Origin of the sequence: Streptomyces sp. NPDC007084, from assembly GCF_040703595.1 — a bacterium.
Taxonomy (GTDB): Bacteria; Actinomycetota; Actinomycetes; order Streptomycetales; family Streptomycetaceae; genus Streptomyces.
In genome coordinates, this window is sequence record NZ_JBEYFY010000023.1 from 1 (window position 1) to 19,306 (window position 19,306).

The following is a 19,306-nucleotide window of genomic DNA, read 5'->3' on the forward strand; positions in this document are numbered from 1 at the left end:
ACCGCGCGGCGCCCCCGCCGGGCGGGAGCAGGACTGGGGAAAAGCAAGTACAGCAGCGCGTCAGCGCCGGCGTTCACTCGCCGGCGCTGTTGTCGTTCCTGCCCGCCGGGCGAACCCGGTTCCGGCCCCGGCGCTCAGCCCCGGCCCCGCTCTTCCCCTCCCGCGCGCCGGATGCGACACTCGTTGTCATCGCATGAAGACATCGCTCGATGACATCACCCGGTGACAACCAACCCGGTGACACACAAGGCGGTGACAACGACGGACGACAGGAAAGACCAGCCCGTGCCCCCGATATCCGCCCCCGTCCCGACGCCCTGGCGGCAGCGGGCGCTCGTCCCCGTCCTGGTGTCCCTGGGCATGCTGGTCGCGATCATCAGCAGCCTCGGCGCCCCGCTGATCCCCACGATCGCGGCCGTGGACCACGTCTCGGTCTCCGACGCGCAGTGGTCTCTCACCGTCACGATGCTGGTCGGAGCCGTCGCCACCCCGGCCATGGGACGCCTGGGGGACGGGCCGCACCGCAGGAACGTGATCCTGGCCGGCCTCGCCGTGGTGCTCCTCGGGAGCCTGCTGGCGGCCCTGCCGCTCGGCTTCGCCTGCCTCATCACGGGGCGGGCGCTCCAGGGCGTGGGCATGGGCCTGATCCCGCTGGCGATCGCCACCGCGCGGGACTCCGTACCGCCCGAGCGCGCCCGGTCGGCCCTCTCGACGCTCTCCCTCACGACGGCGGCCGGCGTCGGGATCGGCTACCCGGTCACGGGCCTGCTCGCCGAGAGTCTCGGCATGTACGCGGGCTTCTGGTTCGCGGTGATCGCCACCGCCCTGGCCTTCGTCGCGGCCGTCCTCGTCCTCCCTGCGGCCCCGCCCCGCCCGGCGCGGCCGATGGACGTGACCGGGGCCGTCCTCCTCACCCTCGGCATGAGCGGCCTGCTGTTCGCCCTCACCCAGGCGGAGCACTGGGGATGGGGATCGCCCCGGCTGCTGGTGCTGGGCACCGTCTCCGTGCTGCTGCTGACCGGCTGGGCGACCCACCAGCTCCGGGTCACGCATCCGCTGGTGGACCTGCGTCTGGTGCGCGACCGGACGGTCTTCGCCGCGCACCTGACCACCATGATGGGCGGCATCGGCATGTACCTGCTGATCTCGCTGGTGACCCGGTACGTCCAGACGCCCAAGAGCGTCGGCTACGGCTTCGGAGCCTCGGTGGTCGTCACCGGACTGATCCTGGTGCCGTTCTCGGCGGGCAGCCTGGTCGCCGGACGTGTGGTGCGGCTGCTCGTCCGCACGCAGCCGCCGGTCCGCCTGCTCCCCGTGAGCTGCCTGCTCTCCCTCGCCGCCCTGCTGATCTTCGTGTTCGCGCACGGGGCCCTGTGGGAGGTGTTCGTGACGATGGCCGTGGCCGGTCTCGGCGTCGGCGTCAACTTCGCGGTCACCCCCGGTCTGGTGGTCGGCGGGGTTCCCGCCCACGAGACCGGGAGCGCCATGAGTTTCAATCAGGTGGTGAAGTACATCGGATACTCGGCCGGCAGCGCCCTGAGCGCCGTCATCCTCCAGGCCGCCACCGCCCCCGGCCGGGAACTCCCGCCGCAGAGCGGCTACCGCACGGCGGGCCTGGCCGGCTGCGCGGTCTGGGCGGCCACCGCCGTGGTGGCGTACGCCCTGGTCCGCACTGGCGCGCGCACCGCCTCGACACGGCTTGGCACCGGCGCGCGCACCGCCTCTGCACGGGTCCGGACCGGGGGTCCCGCACGCGGGGTGGACGGCGTCCCCGGGGCCCGGCGCGAAGGCTTCGTCGCGGACACCGGAGGCGAGCGATGAGCGCCGAGGCCCCCGGCCGCCGCCGTGACGCGGCCCGCAGCCGCGAACTCCTGCTCACGGCGGCGAGCCAACTCTTCGCCGAGCGCGGCTTCGACCGCACCACCATCCGCGACATCGGCGAACGCGCGGGCGTCGACCCGGCGCTGATCGCCCGCTACTTCGGCTCCAAGACACTGCTGTACGTCGCCGCCCTGAGCGCCGAACAGGGCGACACGGCCCCGGCCGACCTCTTCGACGAGCGGCGGCTGCGCCAGGTCTTCGAGAGGGCCGACCGGCGCGGCCCGGTCCCGCTGCTCCAGGTCGCCGTGCAGCCGCTGAGCGACCCCGCCGCGCAGGACGCCGCCCGCTCGGCCCTGCACGCCCGCATAGTCGATCCGCTGCGGGACCGCCTGACCCGGGACGGCGCGGAACGGCCGGGACTGCGCGCCGAGTTGGTGGCTGCGGCCGTCACCGGCATCCTGCTGGGCCGGCACTCGGGAGCCTTCGACGAACTGGCCGACGCCGACCCCGACGACCTGATCGAACTGCTCCGGAACACCCTCCTGCGCGAGGAGTGAGCCGCGAACCGGTCACCCCCGGCCGCGACGCTCCGTACCCCTGGCCGGCCGGGCGGTCCGCGAAAGCGGGGCATGACCGAGGCGCGAGGGGGCACTCGCGATGTCTATGCAGGGAAATCAGACGCACGACGAGAGCAGCGCCCCTGACGAGACCGGGCGCCGGTCGGACACCCCGCCGCCGGCCGAGGGCAGGCACCGGCGCCCGGCACGCCGTCGAGGCCGGTGGCACCGCAGGCTACTGGCCTACCGCAGCGTGGAGTTCATGCCCTCGTCGTCCCCCGACGGCCCCGGCGCGGAGTGCCTGCTGCTGGTGCACATCCGCCGGGTGATCGGGCGGGTCACCTACCGGGCCTGTGACCTGTGCGCGCAAGGCATGATCACCGACGTGGTCCTGGACGAACCGTTCCGCGACTGCGGGCTCGGCACCCGGGCGCTGTCGCATCTGCGTTCCCTGCACCCCGACGTCACCTGGCGCACCACCCTCGACGCCCGCCTCACCCGCGACCTGCTGCACCGGATGCGCATCCCCCGGTCGGCGGCGGTCGGCAGCTGCTCGCACGGCCGGCCCGGGGTCGTCGTCACCACCGGAGCGTGACGGGCGCGCGGGCCGGTGTCCGCCGCCCCGGCGGACGGGCGGCGGAGGTGAAAGTTCGTGCATGAATTCGAGTTTGCGTTCCGCCCGATTCGGCATTTCTTCAAGATCACCCGCTGCTAACTTCCCTTCTCGTGATCAATTCCGACGTTCCCGTCCCCCGTGACGCGCGGCCCGATTCCGCGTCGCGAGACTTTTCGAATTCCGCAGTGCGGCCGGTCCTGTATCGCCTGGCCGAGGGCGACGACCGCGCCCGTCTCGACGCGCTGCTCGCCTCCGGCGCGGTACGCGAGACACACGACCTCATCGAGGAACAGCTCGCCGAACTGGTGCGCTGCCTCAACCCCGGCGCGATCCCGGCCGGCCGGCAATGGGACGCCGCCGTCGACGCGTTGTGCGAAGGAGCCGACCGGCGGGAGTACGGCACCTGGGTCTGGTACCCGTGGTCGGGGCGGCTGGTGCACGTCCTGCCCGAGCCCGAGTTCCGGCGCGTGCGGACCGACCGCAACCGCGACAAGATCACCAGCGCCGAACAGCGCGGCCTGCTGGAGCGCCGGATCGGCGTCATCGGCCTGTCCGTGGGGAACAGCGCCGCGCTCACCTGTGCCATGGAAGGCGTAGGAGGATCGTTCCGCCTGGCGGACTTCGACACCCTCGGGCTGAGCAACCTCAACCGGCTGCGCGCCGGCGTCCACGACCTCGGACTTCCCAAGACCGTGCTGTGCGCCCGGCAGATGTACGAACTCGACCCCTACCTCGACATCGAACTGTGGAGCGAGGGAATCACCGAGGAGTCCATCGAGGACTTCTTCGGCGGCCCCGGGCGTCCCCTGGACCTCCTGATCGAGGAGTGCGACACCCCCTGGGTCAAGGTCGCCGCCCGCGAGCACGCCCGCGCCCGCCGCGTACCCGTCCTCATGGACGCGAACGACCGGGGGCTCTTGGACGTCGAGCGCTTCGACCAGGAACCGGACCGGCCCCTCTTCCACGGCCGCGGCGGCGACCTCACCGCCCGCGAGGTACGGGCGCTCGACCCGGCCGGCACCATGGCGTATCTGCTCCAGGTCTGCGACGAGAGCCGCCTGAGCCCGGCCATGACCGACGCGCTCGGCCGCATCGGCCGCACCCTTTCGAGCTGGCCGCAACTGGCCAGCGGCGTGATGCTCGGCGGCGCCCTGGTGACCGACACCGCCCGGCGCGTCCTGCTGGGCCGCCCGGTCGCCTCCGGCCGCTACTACGTCGACCTCGAAGAACTGGTCGGCACCGCCCCGGCCCTCGCCGGCACGGGAGCCTCCGCATGAGCCACCTGCCCGAACTGCACGGTGAACACCTGTGGCTGAGGGAGCTGCGGGCCACCGACCTCGCCCCCTTCGAACGCATCCACACCCACCGCCTGCTGACACGTTTCCTCGGCGTCGACCGCATGGACGCCCGGCAGGCCCAGGACGCCTTCGCCCAGTGCCTCGCCCAGCCCTATGTGCAGCCGCGCCGCAAGCACACCCTGGCAGTGTGCGCGCCGGGCGACGACGCCATGGTCGGCACCATGGGCCTGCTCATCGAGGAGTACGGCCGCAACGCCATGCTGACCAGCCTGGTCCTGCTCCCGGGCGCGCCGGTCAGCGGCCACGGTCACGAGGCGGGCCGGCTCCTCATGGCGTACGGCTTCGGACGGCTCGGCCTGCACCGCGTCTGGGCGGGACACCGGGCGGACCACGCGCGGATGGCCGAGGTGATGCTCGCGGCGGGCCTGCGCCCCGAGGCGACGCTGCGCCAGTTGTTCCACACCCAGGGCGCCTGGCACGACGTGGCCACCTACGCGGCCGTCGCGCCCGAGTGGATCCCGCAGGCGAGCGCCGCCGAACGGCGCATCCTCGACGGCGACGCACAGCCGCCCCGCGTACCGGCCGGACCGGGTGAGCGCGTGAGGGTCTAGGCGGGGCGCTCCCGCCGGGTGATCGGCGGGAGCGTGTACCGGCCGTCGAAGACGGCGGGGTGCGGCTGGTACATCCGCAGGATGGGGCGGAACGGACCGGGCGGCGTGGGCAGCCAGTTGGCCGCCGCCGTCCGGTCGGCGGGCCGCTCGGGCTGGAGGTAGAGGGTGAGCGAGTCGTCGCGGTCGTAGTGCAGGTCCGCGGTCCGGTCACCGATCGAGTACCGGTCGATGGGGTTGTCGACCAGGTAGTAGCGCGGCATGTCGTACATGGTGACCGACCAGAAGGCGTCCACCGGCGGGGGCGTCTCGAAGCGCAGCGTGTAGGCGCGGGTCCCGTCGAGCGGGTCGCCGTCCCCGTCGTTCCAGGCCATCGCGTAGGCCGCCTCGTAGCCGTGGTTCCCCCACAGCCCGGCGCGGGCGGAGGCGGCGCGGACGGTTCGCGCGGTGGCGCGGTCCTCGAAGACCCACTGCGGGGACCTGACGGTGCCGACCTCGAAGAAGTCGAGGTTGTAGTTGAAGGCGTCGTAGGTCAGTTTCCAGCCGTTCTGCTCGGGGCTGGTGCCGTGCGTGGTGGCGTACTCCACGCGCTTGGCGCCGCGCTCGTAGCCGCTGCGCAGGGCCTCCGCCAGTTCGGCCGAGGGCTCGACGTACGGACTGCGGTCGTCCAGCAGCCCGAGCGGGGCGAACCTGCTCTGGTACTCCTGATCGGCGGGCGCCGGCGGGAAGGCGCGCATCCAGGTGCGCAGCTTCTCGAAAAACCGCAACTCCTCCCCGGCGACGGCGCTTTCCGGCACCGGCAGCCCGCCGACGGGCGCGGTGTCGCCGACCGGCTCCAGCGTCGTCGCCCCCTGCAGAGCGCGGACCTCGGGCAGGTCACCGACGCCGTCACAGGCCCAGCGGCCCACGATCGTGGCCACCGTCGTCGGCGCCGTGATCCGGGTCATGCCCGGCGGCACCTCGCCCTCCCAGCCGGGCGGGACCAGCAGGAAAGCGCCCGCGCCGGTGCCGGTGGCGCGGCGGCCCACGTAGGCGAAGTTGTCGGTCCACGCGTCGACGAACTGGAACACGTAGTAGCGGCGGCCGGTCTCGGGCACCCGCAGCAGCAGCGGGCCCGCGCTCAGATCGACCTGCGCCAGCGAGTAGACGGTGTCGTTGTTGATGCTGACGAAGGTGTCCTTCGGCCCGGCCAGGGCGCCGCTGTGGCTGAACCGGTTGAACGGGGCAGGCCCCAGCGATCCCATGCCCTGACGGGTGAAGCGGTCCACCTCGTCCAGGTTGAACACCATCGGAAAGCCGTAGACGTACGCCTCCGCCGCCAGCTCCGCAAGATCCGACACTCCGTACCGCCCTCTCGTGACCAGTCCCGACCGCCATCGTTCCCCGGCCAGGGGGCAGCCGCCACACGGAGATCGGAAAGCCACCCGCAAGGCACCCGCACGGGCGACGGCGTGCCCGTCAGGATTCCTGGGGCGGCCCCGGCTGGTTCTTGCTCAGCATGGTCGCCCCCATCAAGGTCAGCGTGTGGATCACCGTGTTGCCGTGCCGGTGGCTGGTGATGAGCCCGGCATCGCGCAGCGCCGTCGTGTGATGGGTCGCGGTGGCCGGTGTGACCCCGGCCCGGTGAGCGGCCTCGGTCGTGGTCGCCCCGGCTGCCGCCGCCTGGAGCACGGCGGCCCGGGAGCGGCCGAGCAGCACCTGTAAAGGCGGCGAGCCCGGGCCCTCGGCCGCCGCCCTCGCCGGTCCGGCCAGTGCCTCGTGATGCGTGGAGTACATGAGGACCGGGGGTAACCCGGGATCCGCCAGCGAGATCGGTCCCTTCCAGCAGAAGTACGACGGGATGAGCAGCAGCCCGCGGCCCTCCAGCCGGATGTCGTGCTCCGTCGGATACGTGCTGATCTCCAGCCGCGGGTGCTTCCACCGCACCGCCGGCCCGAGCCCTTCGAGCAGGCCCTCGGTGCCCCCGTCGAGCAGATGACGGGCCAGCCGGATCCGCTCGGTGTGCAGGCTCTCGTACATCCATTCCTCGTGCGGCGCGATGACGGTCCGGTGGTAGGCGCGCAGGATCTCCGCCAGCTCGCGCCGGCTCTCCGGCTCGGTCAGCCGGCCGAGCCAGGCCGGCATCCGGGTCACCCGGGCGAGCGCCGCGAGTTCCGTCGCGACCTGGTCCGCCGGGGTGCCGAGGATCGCCTCCAGCCCCGCTTCCAGACCGGCGGTGCCCTCCCACGGCGTCAGGAAGTCGGGGAAGTAGGACGCACGGGGGAACAACGGCAGCAGAACCCGCCGCACCACGTCCTCAAGTCCCGCCTCCCGCAGGCGTTCCCGCGCCAGGCGGTACCAGTGCGCGTACGCCCAGCGGCCCGCCGGGGTCTGGAAGCGGTGCAGGCTCGCGGCGATCTCCCACAAAGGGTGCGGAGCGGCGGCGACCCGGGTCCGGGCCAGATCCTCGGCAGCGAAGTGGAAGTTCAGCATCGCCATCACCCTTTCCGCCTGCGACATTTCAGCACGTTCGAATGAGCATGACAGTTCGGGGCGGAGGCCGGAGCATGAACTCGCTTCGTCGCACCGGTCCCACGGAACAACTCGCGGTTTCCCCCGTCCCTTCCGCTCTTCCGCTTTCCTCGTCTGCCCCCGAACGGAGAAGGAATCCGATGGCGCACGCCTTCGTCCGCCCGGCCGCCGCGGCCCTGCTCGCCCTGCTCGGCGTCCTCGGTCCCGCCACCGCTCCGGCCTCGGCCGCTCCCGCCCGGGCGGCGGCCACCAGTTGCTACGGCGGCGCGATCACCGTCTCCACCGACGACGCCCTCGAATTCGGCCCCTACACGGCCTCCTCCCGCTGCAAGGACATCAACATCCGCATCGTCGGCGGCGACGCCGGCTCGGTGAACGCCTGCGTGAAGTTCGTCCGCTACGGCACCTGCAACTACTGGACCAACGTGGGCCGCAGCTGGAAGACCATCGCCACCGACGTCCTCGACGGCAGCCGGTTCACCGTTCCCCTCGGCGTGGACCTGGAAGGCAACACCGCGCGCGTACAGATCGCCTACTGAGAGCCGCCGGACCGGCCCGACAGGGCCCGGGGCATCTCCCCAAGTCACCTCAGTGAACGGAGAGTTCAGATGACTCGCACCCGGCGAACCACCGCCGTCCTCGCGGCCGCCACCGCACTCCTGGCCGGCGCCGCCGCGACGCCCGCCGTAGCGCGGCCCGCCGTGTCCGCCGCGGCCACCTCCTGTTACGGCGGCGCCACGTCCCACACCTACCGTTATTCGGCCGCCGCCGTGGAGTTCGGCACCTACACGACCAGTTCGCGCTGCTCCGACATCAACATCAAGCTCAACACCACCGCCTCCGGCGTGTATTTGGACGCCTGCGTCGTCTTCGTCGACCACACCACGCTGTGCAACCACGGCAACACCTACTCGACCTTCGGGCCCCAGTGGGCCACGGTCGCCACCGACGTCAAGGACGGCACCCGCTTCAAGCTGCGCGTCCACGCCTACGACACCGACGCGCAGGTGGTTCCGTTCCAACTCGCCTACTGATCAACCCCGTTCACCGATCGTCCAGTCCGCCCACGTCCCCGAAGGAATCACGATGACCACCCCCCAGCGCACCCCGAACCGTCGCGCCGTCCTGCGCGGAACCTTCGCCGCGACCATCGGCGCCTTCGCCGGTCCCCTCCTGCTGTCGGGCACCGCTCACGCCTACAACTGGACCCGCACCATGAACCAGGGTGCCAACGGCGCGGACGTGACGGAGCTGCAGATCCGGATCGCCGGCTGGGCCGCGGACTCACCCAGCCACTCCCGGGTCAGCATCGACGGTGACTTCGGCCCGGGCACGGCCGCGGCCGTCCGCCGGTTCCAGGCCGCCTACGGCCTGTCGGTCGACGGCAGCGCCGGGCCCGCCACGCAGGCACAGCTCAACGCCCTTGAGCAGTCGGACGGTTCGACGCTGCACTTCAACTGGAGTGAGTTCTACGACCGTTCGAGCGGCAACTTCAACGGCGGCAAGGTGAGCGCGGCCACGGTCAAGGAGAACGCCCGCCGGGCCATGTACAAGCTGGAGGCGTTGCGCAAGAAGCTCGGCAACGTGCCGATCACCGTCAACTCCGGCTTCCGCAGCATCGCGCACAACGCGGAGATCGGCGGCGCCAGCGACAGCATGCACCTCTACGGCACCGCCGCCGACCTCGACGTCCCCGGCGTCGCCAACCGCACCGTCTACCAGAAGGCGGAGACCTGCGGGTTCTCCGGCTTGGAGACGTACACCGTCGACCACCAGCACGTCGACAGCCGCGCGGACCTCGGCCGGGCGTGGTGGTGGGAGAACGGCACCATCTGAGGCTTGGCGGCTCGGGGTCGTACGACTTGGGTGACCTTGGCGGTCCGGTCCGGTCCGGTCCGGTCCAGTCCTGCCTCGCCGGTTCGGGTCGGTTCGGACCTGCCGTACCGGTCCGGTCCTGACGACCGGGCCGGTCCGGTGTCGGGAGGGGAGTGGTGCCGGGCGGGGCGCCCGGGCGTGTCAGGGGGCTCCGGGTCGATCGCGCCGGCGTCAATTGCGTCGCCGCTGTCGCCGGCGGACGTAGGTGTGTCGGAGTCTGCCCCCCTCGTATGCCCTCCGTCGCCAACTGCGCGCCCCCAGGCCGCCCCTCCCATACCCCCGCCGCCGACCCCATGTCGGGCCCCTCGTGTCGGCGCCCCACGAACGGCACCTCACGCCCCCCTCCCGCCCCTTCTGACGCCCCGGGCTCTGCGATCGCGCGTGCCCGAAGCCACAGCCCCCACCGGAGGCACCCGCATGAACCGCAGACCGTCCCGCCCTCTCCACCTGCGCGCAGCCGTGTCCGTCCTGGGCACCCTGACCGTGCTCGCCGCCGCCGTGCAGCCCGCGATGGCCGGGCCCCGTCCGGAGGGTGCCGGCGCGCCGGGACCGGTGAGCCGCGACTTCACCCGGGCGGCGGCCGAGTTCGACGTACCGCGCGACGTCCTCATCGCCCTCGGCTACGGCGAGACCCACCTCGACGACCACGACGGCCTGCCCAGCCAGGCGGGCGGCTACGGCGTCATGCACCTGGTGAGCAACCCCGACCAGCACACCCTGGAACTGGCCTCCCGGCTCACCGGCGAGACACCCCGCGCGCTGCGCCGGAACACCGCGGCGAACATCCGCGGCGGAGCGGCCGTGCTGCGCGCGTACGCCGACGACGCCGGTCTCGGACGGGCCGAACGGCACGACCCCGACGCCTGGTACCCGGCCGTCGCCCGGTACGGCGGCGCGACCGACCCCTCCTCCGCACGGCTCTACGCCGACACCGTCTACTCCTTCCTGGCCGACGGCGTGGCCGCCCGCACCCCGGACGGCGAGCAACTGACCGTGCCCGCCCGGCGCGTGGCCCCCGAACGCGGCACGTACGAGACCGCCGTCGCCCCGGCCGCGCAGAGCCCGGACTACCCCTCGGCGCTCTGGGTGCCGGCCAGCACCGCCAACTACGCCGTCGGCCGCACGGCTGCCATCAGCAAGATCGTCATCCATGTCACCCAGGGCTCCTACGCCGGGACGATCAGCTGGTTCCAGAACCCCTCGGCCCAGGTCAGCGCCCACTACGTGGTGCGTTCCTCCGACGGCCAGATCACCCAGACGGTCCGGGACAAGGACACGGCCTGGCACGCCCGTTCGGGCAACGCGACCGGCATCGGTATCGAGCACGAGGGTTACATCGACGACCCGACCTGGTTCACCGACGCGATGTACCGCTCCTCGGCCGCGCTGACGGCCTACCTCTGCAACCGCTACGGCATCCCCAAGGACCGCGCGCACATCGTCGGACACGCCGAGGTGCCCGGCAACGACCACACCGACCCGGGGCCGTACTGGAACTGGACGTACTACATGCAGTTGGTGGGCGGCAGCACGGGCGGAGGCGGTGGTGGCGGCGTCCAGGTGACGTTCCCCTCCTACGACACCCTGCGGGCGGGTTCGTCCGGCCCCCAGGTGTCGGCGGCGCAGTCGCTCCTCAACGCGCAGGGCTTCGACGCGGGCACCGTGGACGGCAGTTTCGGCTCGAAGACGACCGCGGCGGTGACGGCCTTCCAGAAGGCGCGCGGGCTCGGCGCGGACGGGGTGGTCGGCGCCCACACCTGGACCGCGCTGCTCTCCGCGGGCACCGTGCCGGCCCTGCGCCAGGGCAGCACCGGCTCCGCCGTCGAACGCCTCCAAAGGTCCCTCACCGCCGCACTGGGCCGGACCGTCTCGGCGGACGGCGACTTCGGGCCCGGAACCGAACAGGCGGTCCGCGACTACCAGAGCAGCCGCTCCCTGAGCGTGGACGGCCAGGTCGGCCCGGCGACGTGGGGGGCGCTTCAGGCAGGACGATGAGGGCGGGCTGAGACAGAGGGCCGCGGCGGTGAGGTCATCCGCCGCGGCCCTGGGCCGACCCGGCGAACTGTCCTGGAGGGGAAGGAAGTTGGGGTTCAGTACATGACGCGCTCCCGGCAACTGCCTCGGCGACCTGGTTAAAGTGACCCGATGACAGAGTTCACCGTTCTTGACGACGTCACGGAGTGGCAGCGGGACTTCGAGCGGCGGCGCCGGGCCTCCTACGCCGCGGGCGGGCTCGGCGCGGCGGCGGTGGAGCGCAGACTCGAAGACCTGCGTGCCGGTAGGAGCGGCTGGACCGTCGCCGAGATCACCGACCTCGGTACCCGCGTGGGACACGTGGCCGTGACGGTCGTGGAGGAGCGCGGCATCCCCGGCGGCCGGATCGTCGACCTGCACGTCGAAGCGCACCACGCGGGCCATGAGCATGAGCGGGCCGCACGCGACTGGGCCGAGGCCTGGTGCGCGGAGCGCGGTGCCCGCAGGATCGACGTCGACGTACGACTCGCCGATCCCGCAGGTGAGTTGTTCGGTCACTACCGTGTTCGCGGCCAGCTCAGGACACGGCGGGTCGGTCCTGCCGGGGAGTCGCGCGCCGGCGTCACCGCTCGGTCGATGACAGACACCGAGTACCCCGAGTGGCTGGCCTCCGAAAAGGCCTCCTACGCGGAAGGCATGATCCGGACGGGAGTTCTGAGCCCCGAGGAGGCGAGGGCCAAGTCCGACGCCGACTTCGCGAAACTCGTTCCGGAGGGCCTGGCGACGCCGGACAACACGTTCCTGGTGCTCGAAGCGGAGGGGGAGACGATAGGGACCGGCTGGCTGAAGCACGGGTTCCTCCCCGAAGTCACCTACGGCTACTCGCTCAACGTCGAGGAGCGGTACCGGGGCAAGGGCTACGGCCGGGCCGCGATGGCGGTCGGCGAACAGGCGACGCTCGCCGCCGGCGACTCGGTCCTGATGTTCACCGTGTGGGGCGGCAACGAGGTGGCCATGAACCTGTACACCAGCGCCGGCTACCGGATTTTGCAGGAGACCCGCTCCATCGAGCTTCCCGCCCCCGAATCCGCGGGGACCGAGCAGGGCCCTGCCCCGGCGACGCAGGCCATCGCCGAGCGGTGAGCGGAGAGGGGCGAGCGGAGAGGGGTGAGCGGAGAGGGGAGAGGCGTGAGTGGAGCCGAGCGGGGAGGGGGAGCGGACCAGCCCCCTGCGGCCGGCGCGCCCTACTCCGGAGGGTTCAGCTTGCGGAAGTACGTCCAGCTCGTCTCGTTCGGCTCGCTCCACTGCTCCGGAGCGTGGGCGTACTCCGGGTGGTGGGCCGCGATGCGGGCGCGGGTGCGTTCGGGTACTTCGGAGTACGAGCCGAGCTTGCGGCCCCGGCAGTGATACGTCAGGCCGCCCGGCCGCTGCCCGCGTTCCATCCACGGCAGCCACGGGGACATCCGGGTCCACGACATCGTCGCGGGGACACCGGGCGCCGGACCGGCGAGGTCGGCGCCGGCCGCGAAGAACTGGAAGAGTTCCAGCGCCTTGTACGTGTCCCCGGCCGAGTTGAGGGGGTACTCCGCGACGGGCAGCGGTGAGGGATAGGCGAGGGGGATCTCCAGGCTGAAGCACACCTGGCCGCCGAGTTCGGTCACCGGGACCGCGAAGGGCCGCCACTTCTGGTTCGCCGGGTCGTTCCAGACGTGCATGACCGGCAGACCCTGCCAAGTCTCCAGAATCTCCCGGGTGTCGGGGTCCAGGTAAAAGGCGGCCTCACGGGTGAGCAGCCGGTAGGTGTCCGGCCCGTCCTCGGCGTCGCGCACCAGGCGGGCGACATTGACGCCCTCGAAGCCGAAGACGCGCTCGTACGGCGCGTCGGGCGACCAGGCGTACACGTCTCCCGTCCACCAGTACGTGACCTCCTCCCCGTCGAGCGACGCCCGGGTGCGGGCGAGGGAACGGAGCAGCTCAGCGGGTGTCGTCATACGGAGTACTCTGCGCGACCGCCGCCCCGCGCGAAGACCGTTCACCGCAATCGGCCCCGTGAGCGGCCTGAACACACCGCTCACGGGGCCGTCGCCGCCCTTACGGGTCACTGCTCGCGCATGCCCCAGGGAGAGCCGTACTCCGTCAGCAGGTCCAGGAAGGGGCGGGCCGGGAACGCCTCGGGTCCAAGGACGCCGGCACCGGACCAGGCGCCGGACGCGACGAGTTCGAGGGCCACGACCGGATTGATCGCCGTCTGCCAGACCACCGCCTGAGACCCGTACTCCGCCATCGACCACTGGTTGTCGACCACGTGGTACAGGTACACCTCGCGCGGCGCGCCGTCCTTGCTGCCGCGCACCAGCGTGCCCGCGCAGGTCTTGCCGTGCATCCGCTCGCCCAGCGTCGCCGGGTCGGGCAGACAGGCCGCGACGACATCCCGGGGCGACACGGCGACCGGGCCGTCGGCCCCGGCCACCGTCACCGGCTCCGTGCGGTCGAGTCCGAGCAGGTGGAGCGTCTTCAGCGTCTCGATGAACTCGTTCCCCAGCCCGTACTTGAAGGTGACGCGACGGGCGTCGACCCAGCGCGGCACCAGCAGCACCTCCTCGTGCTCCACGTTCACGCACTCGACCTCGCCGATCCCCTCGGGGAAGTCGAACACCTCGGGCTCGCTGAACGGCTCGGTGGTGAACCAGCCGCGCTCCGCCTCGTACACGACCGGCGGGTTCAGGCACTCCTCGATCGTCGTCCAGATGCTGAACGACGGCGCGAAGTCGTAGCCGTCCACGGTGAGGTTCGCGCCGTCGCGGACGCCGACCTCCTCGATCTCGTCGAACAGCTCGTCCGCCGCGTACCGGGCGAACACGTCCGAGAGCCCGGGCTCCACACCCATGCCGACGAGCGCGAGCGCCCCCGCCTTCTCCCAATCAGCCGCCTCCGCGAACTGGGCGTCCCCGAGCTTGACCCCGCACTCCTCGTACGGACGCTCCGGGTGCGGCCGGGACAGCGACATCGCCATGTCGAGATAGTTCGCGCCGCTCGCCCGCGCCGCCTGGAACAGCGGCATCACGAAACGCGGGTCGGTGGCGTTCAGCAGCACATCGCAGCGGTGCCGGTCCAGCAGCTCCGCCACCGCCGCGGTGTCGCTCGCGTCGACACGCGCCGCGACGAACCGCGGATCGTCGCCCACCGCCGAGACGGCGGCCTCGGCCCTCGCCGGGTCGTAGTCGGCCACCACCATCGCCTCGAAGAAGGTGCGACGGGCCGCGATCCGGGTGATCGCGGTACCCACACCACCGGCTCCTACGAGCAGTACACGCATGGCAAGAACTCCCTGTCGGTCCTACGGAGAACGAGGCGCGCCCCTCGCCGCAGATAAAACGCCCCGGCGTCACGTAAGGTCAATGGCGTTGGCATAAGAGGTCTACCGTGGAGGTGAGCGTGGCGAAACCCGTGGTGCCCGAGGAGAAGCGGCGACGCCGCCGCCCCACCCGGAGCGGCACCGTGCTCTCCGAACACCTGATCGTGGAGACCGCGCTGCGCATGCTGCGCGAGCACGGCAGCGCCGGTCTCACCGCGCGCCGCCTCGGCCTCGCACTCGACTGCGACCCGAGCACCCTCTACCGCTACTTCCGCGGCATGGACGATCTGACCCTCGCCATCGCCGACGCGCTCATAGGCCAGGCCCTGCGCGGCTGGGAGCCGACGGGGGAGTGGCGGGCCGATCTGCGCGCCATGGGGCTGCGCATCCACGCCGCGTACGTCGCCCACCCCCAGGCCGCCCAGCTCACCACCAGCCGTGTCAGCGGCCGGGCGAACGAGCTGGCCGCCGACGAGGCGGTCCTGGAGGTGCTCCGCACGGCCGGTTTCCCGCTGCCCGACACGGTGCGGATCTACCACGCCTTCATCGACCAGACGCTCGCCTTCGCCGCGCTCGACGCCGCCTCCCTCGCCCTGCCCAGCGCCGCGCTCCGCGCCGACGAGGCCATGTGGCGCTCCACCTACGCCCGGCTGCCCGCCACGACACATCCCCGTATCGCCGAGGCGGCCCCGCTCCTGGCCACCCGCATGGTCACCAGCGCCTACCCGACGGCCCTGGACATGCTCCTGGACAGCGCGGCCGGGCAACTGGAGGGGTTGTCCTCCCGGGGGCAGGCCTGACTCCGTCCCGACGCGTCCGGGGCCCCGGGTGTTCTCCCGGCGCCAGTCCCGGTCTCTTCCCTGCGCGTACGGGATCGACGGCCCCCGGTACGGACCGGGGGCGTCGGCGCTAGGCGGGTGGCGCGACCAGCGACTCGGACTGGTGGGAGCGGCGCAGCGCGTCGGCCACGAAGCCGTTCGCCTTCAGCTCCTCCACCAGGTCGTGCAGAAACCGTACGGTCGCGGCGGCGCGGCTCCGGGTCGTGCCGACCGCCTGCCGGATCTCCATGAACCGGTCCTCGATCAGCCGGACTTCGCCCGCGTGCCCGGCCACGAACTCGGTCAGCGGCTGCCGGATCCCGGCAGCGACCTCCAGGCCTCGGGTACGGAACACGTCCACGCCCTCGTCGCCGCGCACCAGGGTCGCGTGCCGGAGGGTCCGGCTCAGGAACAGGTCGTACGCGGACCCCTCCTTCACGCCGACACGGACACCGGGCCGGTCCACGTCGGCGGCGGAGCGGAACCCCGAGTCGACGGGCACCGCGTACACGCCCTCGATGAGCACGTAGGGGGCGGTGAAGGCCACCTCGGCCGCCCGGGCGGGCTCGACGGCGAGGAAGCAGATGTCCGCGCGGCCGGTCGCCATCGCCTCGAACGACTTGCGCGCCGCGTCGAAGCACGTCAACTCCACGGGCAGCCCGAGGCGTTGGCCGACCTCCCGTGCGATGTCCACCGTGACCCCGCCCGGCTCGGCGGGTGTGCCCTGGGCGAGAACGGGGTTCCCCAGGTTGATCGAGGCCCGCAGCACACCGGTCGGCGCCAGGTCGTCCCTGACGGAAGCGGTCGCGATCTCCATGGGCGGAGTGTAGGTCACCCTCTCCCGGCCCCCTGGGGGATGCGCTCCAGGACGCCGCCCGCGAAGACGTCGTACAGCGGCAGCGTCTCCAGATGCACATAGCCGATGTGGCAGTCGCAGGTGGTGAGCGGGCACGGGCGGGGGGCGAGGGCGGCCCGGTACGAACCGTCGTAGAGGTTGCCCAGTTCGCCGCGGACGAAGTGGCAGCGGCGGACCACTCCGTCGCCGTCCACCGAGACCACGGACTCGCCGGTGCGGCAGGGCAGGCCGGCCGAGCGGTGCGGGTGGCGGCTGAAGGGGAAGAGAGGGTCGAGCGCGGTCCACTCGGCCGCCTGCTCGTCCGTATAGGTGTGCCCCTCCGCGGCGTTGACCCACAGATACACGTGCTCCGGGAGCTGTTCGCGCAGCCTGAGCGCCGGCTCCCGATGCTCGGGCAGGCCGACGACACCGACGCTGAACCGGACGCCCAGGGAGGCGAGTTGGTGTGTCTTGGCCAGGAAACGATCGTGGGGCGTCTGGCCCGGGTGATACGTGCACCACAGCGCCACCGTGTCCCGGTCCGCCTCCTTGAGCCAGTCGGTGCGGCAGCTCAGGTTCGTCTGGATGGCGACGCGTTCGATGTGCGGCTGGTGGGACAGCTCCACCAGGGCGCGCCGGTACCAGGAGCGGACCAGGCCCTCGCCCCACGGGGTGAAGAGCACGGAGAGCCGGTCCTCGCGCTGCTCGGCGGCCCAGCCGGTGAAGCGCTCCAACGCTGCCCGGTCGGAGCGGAGTTGGGCGGTCGTGTCGCGCCGCTTGGCGAACGGGCAGTAGGGGCAGTCGTAGTCGCAGGAGGCGAGCGGGCCGCGGTAGAGGATGGTCAGGTCCACGCGGGTCTCACTTCAGTTCGTAGGCGGACATGGCGCCGCGCACGGCCGGGGAGAAGAACTCGGGTCCGATGGCGTCCGAGTGGGCCAGTCCCTCGGCGGAGAGGCGCAGCCGGCCGGCGCCGGTGTCCGCCAGCCAGCCCCTCGCGGCGAGCGTCTCCAGCTCGGAGGCGAAGTCGTCCCACGGGCCGCGGCCGAAGCGCTGCCGGTAGTCCGCGACGGGCAGGCCCTCGGCCTGGAGCAGGGATTGCAGCAGGTGTCTGCGCCGGGCCTCGTCCTCGTCGACATGGCGGCCGACCAGGGCGTGGGAGAAGTCCTCGGTGGCGGTGTAGTCGTCGATGATGCCGCGGATCTCGCGCATCGACACCGCGTAGTCGAAGGAGTAGTGCAGCGTCGAGGTGTACGAACGGGCGCCGCAGCCCAGCCCGATCATGCCGTCGGTCTGGCAGGCGTAGTCGTCCGGCCCCTGGGGCGGCGCGTCCGCGCGGCGGAACATCCGCATCGACACCTGTTCGTAGCCCTGCGACAGGAGGTGATCGCGGCCCTCCCGGTAGCGGCGCAGGCGCCGCGCGTCCCACTCCCGGTCGGCGCGGTCCGGGTCCGTCTGCCGGCCCAGCCCGGTGAGCGGACGGATGTAGAGCGGGTAGAGGTAGATCTCCTCCGGCCGCCAGGCCAGCGCCGCGTCCAGGGAGTACCGCCAACTCGCCGCCGTCTGGCCGTCGATCCCGTAGATCAGGTCGATGTTGAGGACGGGCACGGCCGCCTCGCGGATCCGCGCGAGGGCCGCCTCCACCTCGGAGCGCCGCTGCGGTCGGACGGCGGAGCGGGACTCCTCCTCGATGAAACTCTGCACTCCCAGGCTCAGACGCGTCGTCCCCCGCGCGGCCAGTACGGCCAGCCGGTCGGCGGTCGCCGTCGACGGTGACGCCTCGACGGACAGCGGGATCGCGCGCAGGTCCGCCCCCATCTCCTGCTCCGCTATGTCACACAGCCGCTCCAGCTCGGCGGGCTCCAGGAACGTCGGTGTGCCGCCGCCGAACGCCGCGTTGGCGAACCGGGGTGCCTCCGCGTCGCCGAGGGCCTCGCGCACCGCGGCGGCCTGACGGCGTACCGCGTCCAGATAGCGTCCGGTCAGGTCGTCCGGCGCCCCGATCCGGGTGAACAGGTTGCAGAACCCGCAGCGGATCTCACAGAACGGGATGTGCACGTACAGCGAGAGCGACTGCCGGGACTCGCCCGCCCACAGGTCCTTCAACGCGGGCCGTGGGCTGAGGGGGCGATAGGCGGTCTTGTGCGGGTAGGCGTACGTGTAGCTCTGGTAGGGGCGCGGTGTCTCGGTCGCGGTGGCCGCCGCCGGGGTGCGGATCAGGTCGTCGGTGCGGGTCATGCGGTCGGCTCCAGGAAGAAGTGGCTGTAGGGCACGGTCCACACGCAGTCGTGGCCGAGGCGGTGACCGGTGTAGCCGTCGTCCCCGTAGGCGGTGCCGTGGTCGGAGCAGACGATGGCGAAACAGCGGCGCCGGGAACTCATGGCGGCGAACAGCCGTCCCACATGACGGTCGATGTACTCCAGCGCCGCCGCGTGGGTGGCGCGGTTGTCGCCCGTCTCCCGGGTCGCGCCGGGCAGATGGAACCAGTTCGGCTGGTGCAGTGCCGAGGCGTTCAGGAAAAGGAACAACCTTTGCTGTGGCGGGAGTTCGGAGACCACCTGCTCGGCCCGGGCCACCTGCGCCTCGAACGACGTCGGAGAGGCCACGGAGAACTCCGGCTCCCAGTGGCTTTCCTGGAACAGGCCGGGCAGCACGCCGCCCAGCGCCCCCTGCTTGTTGAAGAAGCCGACGCCTCCGACGCACACCGTGCGGTAGCCGTGGGCGGCGAGGCCGGACACCAGGTCCGGGGTGTCGAAGACGAAGGTGCGCCCCGCCGTCGTCTCGCTGCCGGCGAACCGGGCCGCGAACAGCCGGGGATGCGGTCCAGGTGACGCCGGGGTGGGCAGGAAACCGGCGAACATCGCCTGGTGGGAGGCGTAGGTGAAGTTGCCGGGGGCGTGCCGCCGCTCCCAGGTGCCGCCGGGCAGCTGCGCGCCGAGGTTCGGGAGGCGGCCGGCGGCGGCGAGTTCCACGGCCACGTCGTAGCGCAGGGTGTCGAGCGTGAGCAGGAGCAGGTCGTCGCGGCCCACCACCTCGTTCAT

Annotated in this window: 19 protein-coding genes; 11 read left to right on the plus strand and 8 right to left on the minus strand. The window is 72.0% G+C overall.

Features of this window, described 5'->3' with window-relative positions:
- Positions 1-285 precede the first annotated feature (285 nt).
- From AB0912_RS19920 to AB0912_RS19940, 5 genes are all read left to right on the plus strand, one after another.
- Positions 286-1,821 carry an MFS transporter gene (locus tag AB0912_RS19920; protein WP_366701432.1) on the plus strand — a complete coding sequence of 512 codons (1,536 nt, stop codon included), beginning with the start codon at positions 286-288 and terminating at the stop codon, positions 1,819-1,821.
- Positions 1,818-2,378, plus strand: a complete 561-nt coding sequence (locus tag AB0912_RS19925; protein ID WP_366701434.1) for a TetR family transcriptional regulator — start codon at positions 1,818-1,820, stop codon at positions 2,376-2,378. The genes AB0912_RS19920 and AB0912_RS19925 overlap by 4 nt, the downstream gene beginning before the upstream one ends.
- A 262-nt stretch (positions 2,379-2,640) precedes the next feature.
- Entirely contained in the window at positions 2,641-2,973 is a 333-nt protein-coding gene (locus AB0912_RS19930) for an N-acetyltransferase (RefSeq protein WP_366701436.1), read from the plus strand.
- Positions 2,974-3,179: 206 nt separating this feature from the next.
- Positions 3,180-4,271, plus strand: a complete 1,092-nt coding sequence (locus tag AB0912_RS19935) for a ThiF family adenylyltransferase (RefSeq protein ID WP_366701438.1) — start codon at positions 3,180-3,182, stop codon at positions 4,269-4,271.
- Positions 4,268-4,903, plus strand: a complete 636-nt coding sequence (locus tag AB0912_RS19940; RefSeq protein WP_366701440.1) for a GNAT family protein — start codon at positions 4,268-4,270, stop codon at positions 4,901-4,903. The genes AB0912_RS19935 and AB0912_RS19940 overlap by 4 nt, the downstream gene beginning before the upstream one ends.
- On the opposite strand, the gene AB0912_RS19945 is transcribed toward AB0912_RS19940, so the two are convergent.
- Together AB0912_RS19945 and AB0912_RS19950 are read right to left on the minus strand one after the other, a co-directional pair.
- On the minus strand, positions 4,900-6,240 hold the full coding sequence (locus AB0912_RS19945) for a DUF1254 domain-containing protein (RefSeq protein ID WP_366701442.1): 1,341 nt from the start codon (positions 6,238-6,240) through the stop codon (positions 4,900-4,902). The genes AB0912_RS19940 and AB0912_RS19945 overlap by 4 nt on opposite strands.
- 118 nt (positions 6,241-6,358) lie before the next feature.
- Positions 6,359-7,372 (minus strand): ArsR family transcriptional regulator, encoded by a 1,014-nt coding sequence (locus AB0912_RS19950; protein ID WP_366701623.1) that lies wholly within the window; start codon positions 7,370-7,372, stop codon positions 6,359-6,361.
- A gap of 179 nt (positions 7,373-7,551) precedes the next feature.
- On the opposite strand from AB0912_RS19950, the gene AB0912_RS19955 reads away from it, so the two are divergent.
- The 5 genes from AB0912_RS19955 to AB0912_RS19975 all read left to right on the plus strand — a co-directional run bounded on the left by AB0912_RS19955 (position 7,552) and on the right by AB0912_RS19975 (position 12,403).
- Positions 7,552-7,950, plus strand: coding sequence for a hypothetical protein (locus AB0912_RS19955; RefSeq protein ID WP_366701444.1), 399 nt, complete (start codon positions 7,552-7,554; stop codon positions 7,948-7,950).
- A gap of 69 nt (positions 7,951-8,019) precedes the next feature.
- Positions 8,020-8,445 carry a hypothetical protein gene (locus AB0912_RS19960; protein ID WP_366701446.1) on the plus strand — a complete coding sequence of 142 codons (426 nt, stop codon included), beginning with the start codon at positions 8,020-8,022 and terminating at the stop codon, positions 8,443-8,445.
- 52 nt (positions 8,446-8,497) lie between these two features.
- Positions 8,498-9,247, plus strand: a complete 750-nt coding sequence (locus tag AB0912_RS19965) for a D-Ala-D-Ala carboxypeptidase family metallohydrolase (protein WP_366701448.1) — start codon at positions 8,498-8,500, stop codon at positions 9,245-9,247.
- A gap of 456 nt (positions 9,248-9,703) precedes the next feature.
- Positions 9,704-11,281, plus strand: coding sequence for a peptidoglycan-binding protein (locus AB0912_RS19970; RefSeq protein WP_366701450.1), 1,578 nt, complete (start codon positions 9,704-9,706; stop codon positions 11,279-11,281).
- Positions 11,282-11,431: 150 nt separating this feature from the next.
- Positions 11,432-12,403, plus strand: a complete 972-nt coding sequence (locus tag AB0912_RS19975; protein WP_366701451.1) for a GNAT family N-acetyltransferase — start codon at positions 11,432-11,434, stop codon at positions 12,401-12,403.
- Positions 12,404-12,504: 101 nt separating this feature from the next.
- Here the strand turns inward: AB0912_RS19975 and AB0912_RS19980 are convergent, their stop codons facing one another.
- Positions 12,505-13,251: a DUF1838 family protein gene (locus AB0912_RS19980; RefSeq protein ID WP_366701453.1), complete on the minus strand. Its 747-nt coding sequence runs from the start codon at positions 13,249-13,251 to the stop codon at positions 12,505-12,507.
- Between the two features lie 107 nt (positions 13,252-13,358).
- Positions 13,359-14,576, minus strand: a complete 1,218-nt coding sequence (locus AB0912_RS19985; protein WP_366701455.1) for a saccharopine dehydrogenase C-terminal domain-containing protein — start codon at positions 14,574-14,576, stop codon at positions 13,359-13,361.
- Positions 14,577-14,695: 119 nt separating this feature from the next.
- On the opposite strand from AB0912_RS19985, the gene AB0912_RS19990 reads away from it, so the two are divergent.
- Positions 14,696-15,415 carry a TetR/AcrR family transcriptional regulator gene (locus AB0912_RS19990; protein WP_366701457.1) on the plus strand — a complete coding sequence of 240 codons (720 nt, stop codon included), beginning with the start codon at positions 14,696-14,698 and terminating at the stop codon, positions 15,413-15,415.
- A 109-nt stretch (positions 15,416-15,524) separates the two neighbouring features.
- On the opposite strand, the gene AB0912_RS19995 is transcribed toward AB0912_RS19990, so the two are convergent.
- Genes AB0912_RS19995 through AB0912_RS20010 form a run of 4 tightly spaced genes read right to left on the minus strand, consistent with a single transcriptional unit; the run spans position 15,525 to position 19,306 of the window.
- Entirely contained in the window at positions 15,525-16,250 is a 726-nt protein-coding gene (locus AB0912_RS19995; protein ID WP_366701459.1) for a transporter substrate-binding domain-containing protein, read from the minus strand.
- 14 nt (positions 16,251-16,264) lie between these two features.
- Positions 16,265-17,119 carry an STM4011 family radical SAM protein gene (locus AB0912_RS20000; protein WP_366701461.1) on the minus strand — a complete coding sequence of 285 codons (855 nt, stop codon included), beginning with the start codon at positions 17,117-17,119 and terminating at the stop codon, positions 16,265-16,267.
- Between the two features lie 7 nt (positions 17,120-17,126).
- Complete coding sequence (locus tag AB0912_RS20005) at positions 17,127-18,503, minus strand: STM4012 family radical SAM protein (RefSeq protein ID WP_366701463.1); 1,377 nt, start codon at positions 18,501-18,503, stop codon at positions 17,127-17,129.
- On the minus strand, positions 18,500-19,306 hold the full coding sequence (locus tag AB0912_RS20010) for an STM4013/SEN3800 family hydrolase (protein ID WP_366701625.1): 807 nt from the start codon (positions 19,304-19,306) through the stop codon (positions 18,500-18,502). The genes AB0912_RS20005 and AB0912_RS20010 overlap by 4 nt, the downstream gene beginning before the upstream one ends.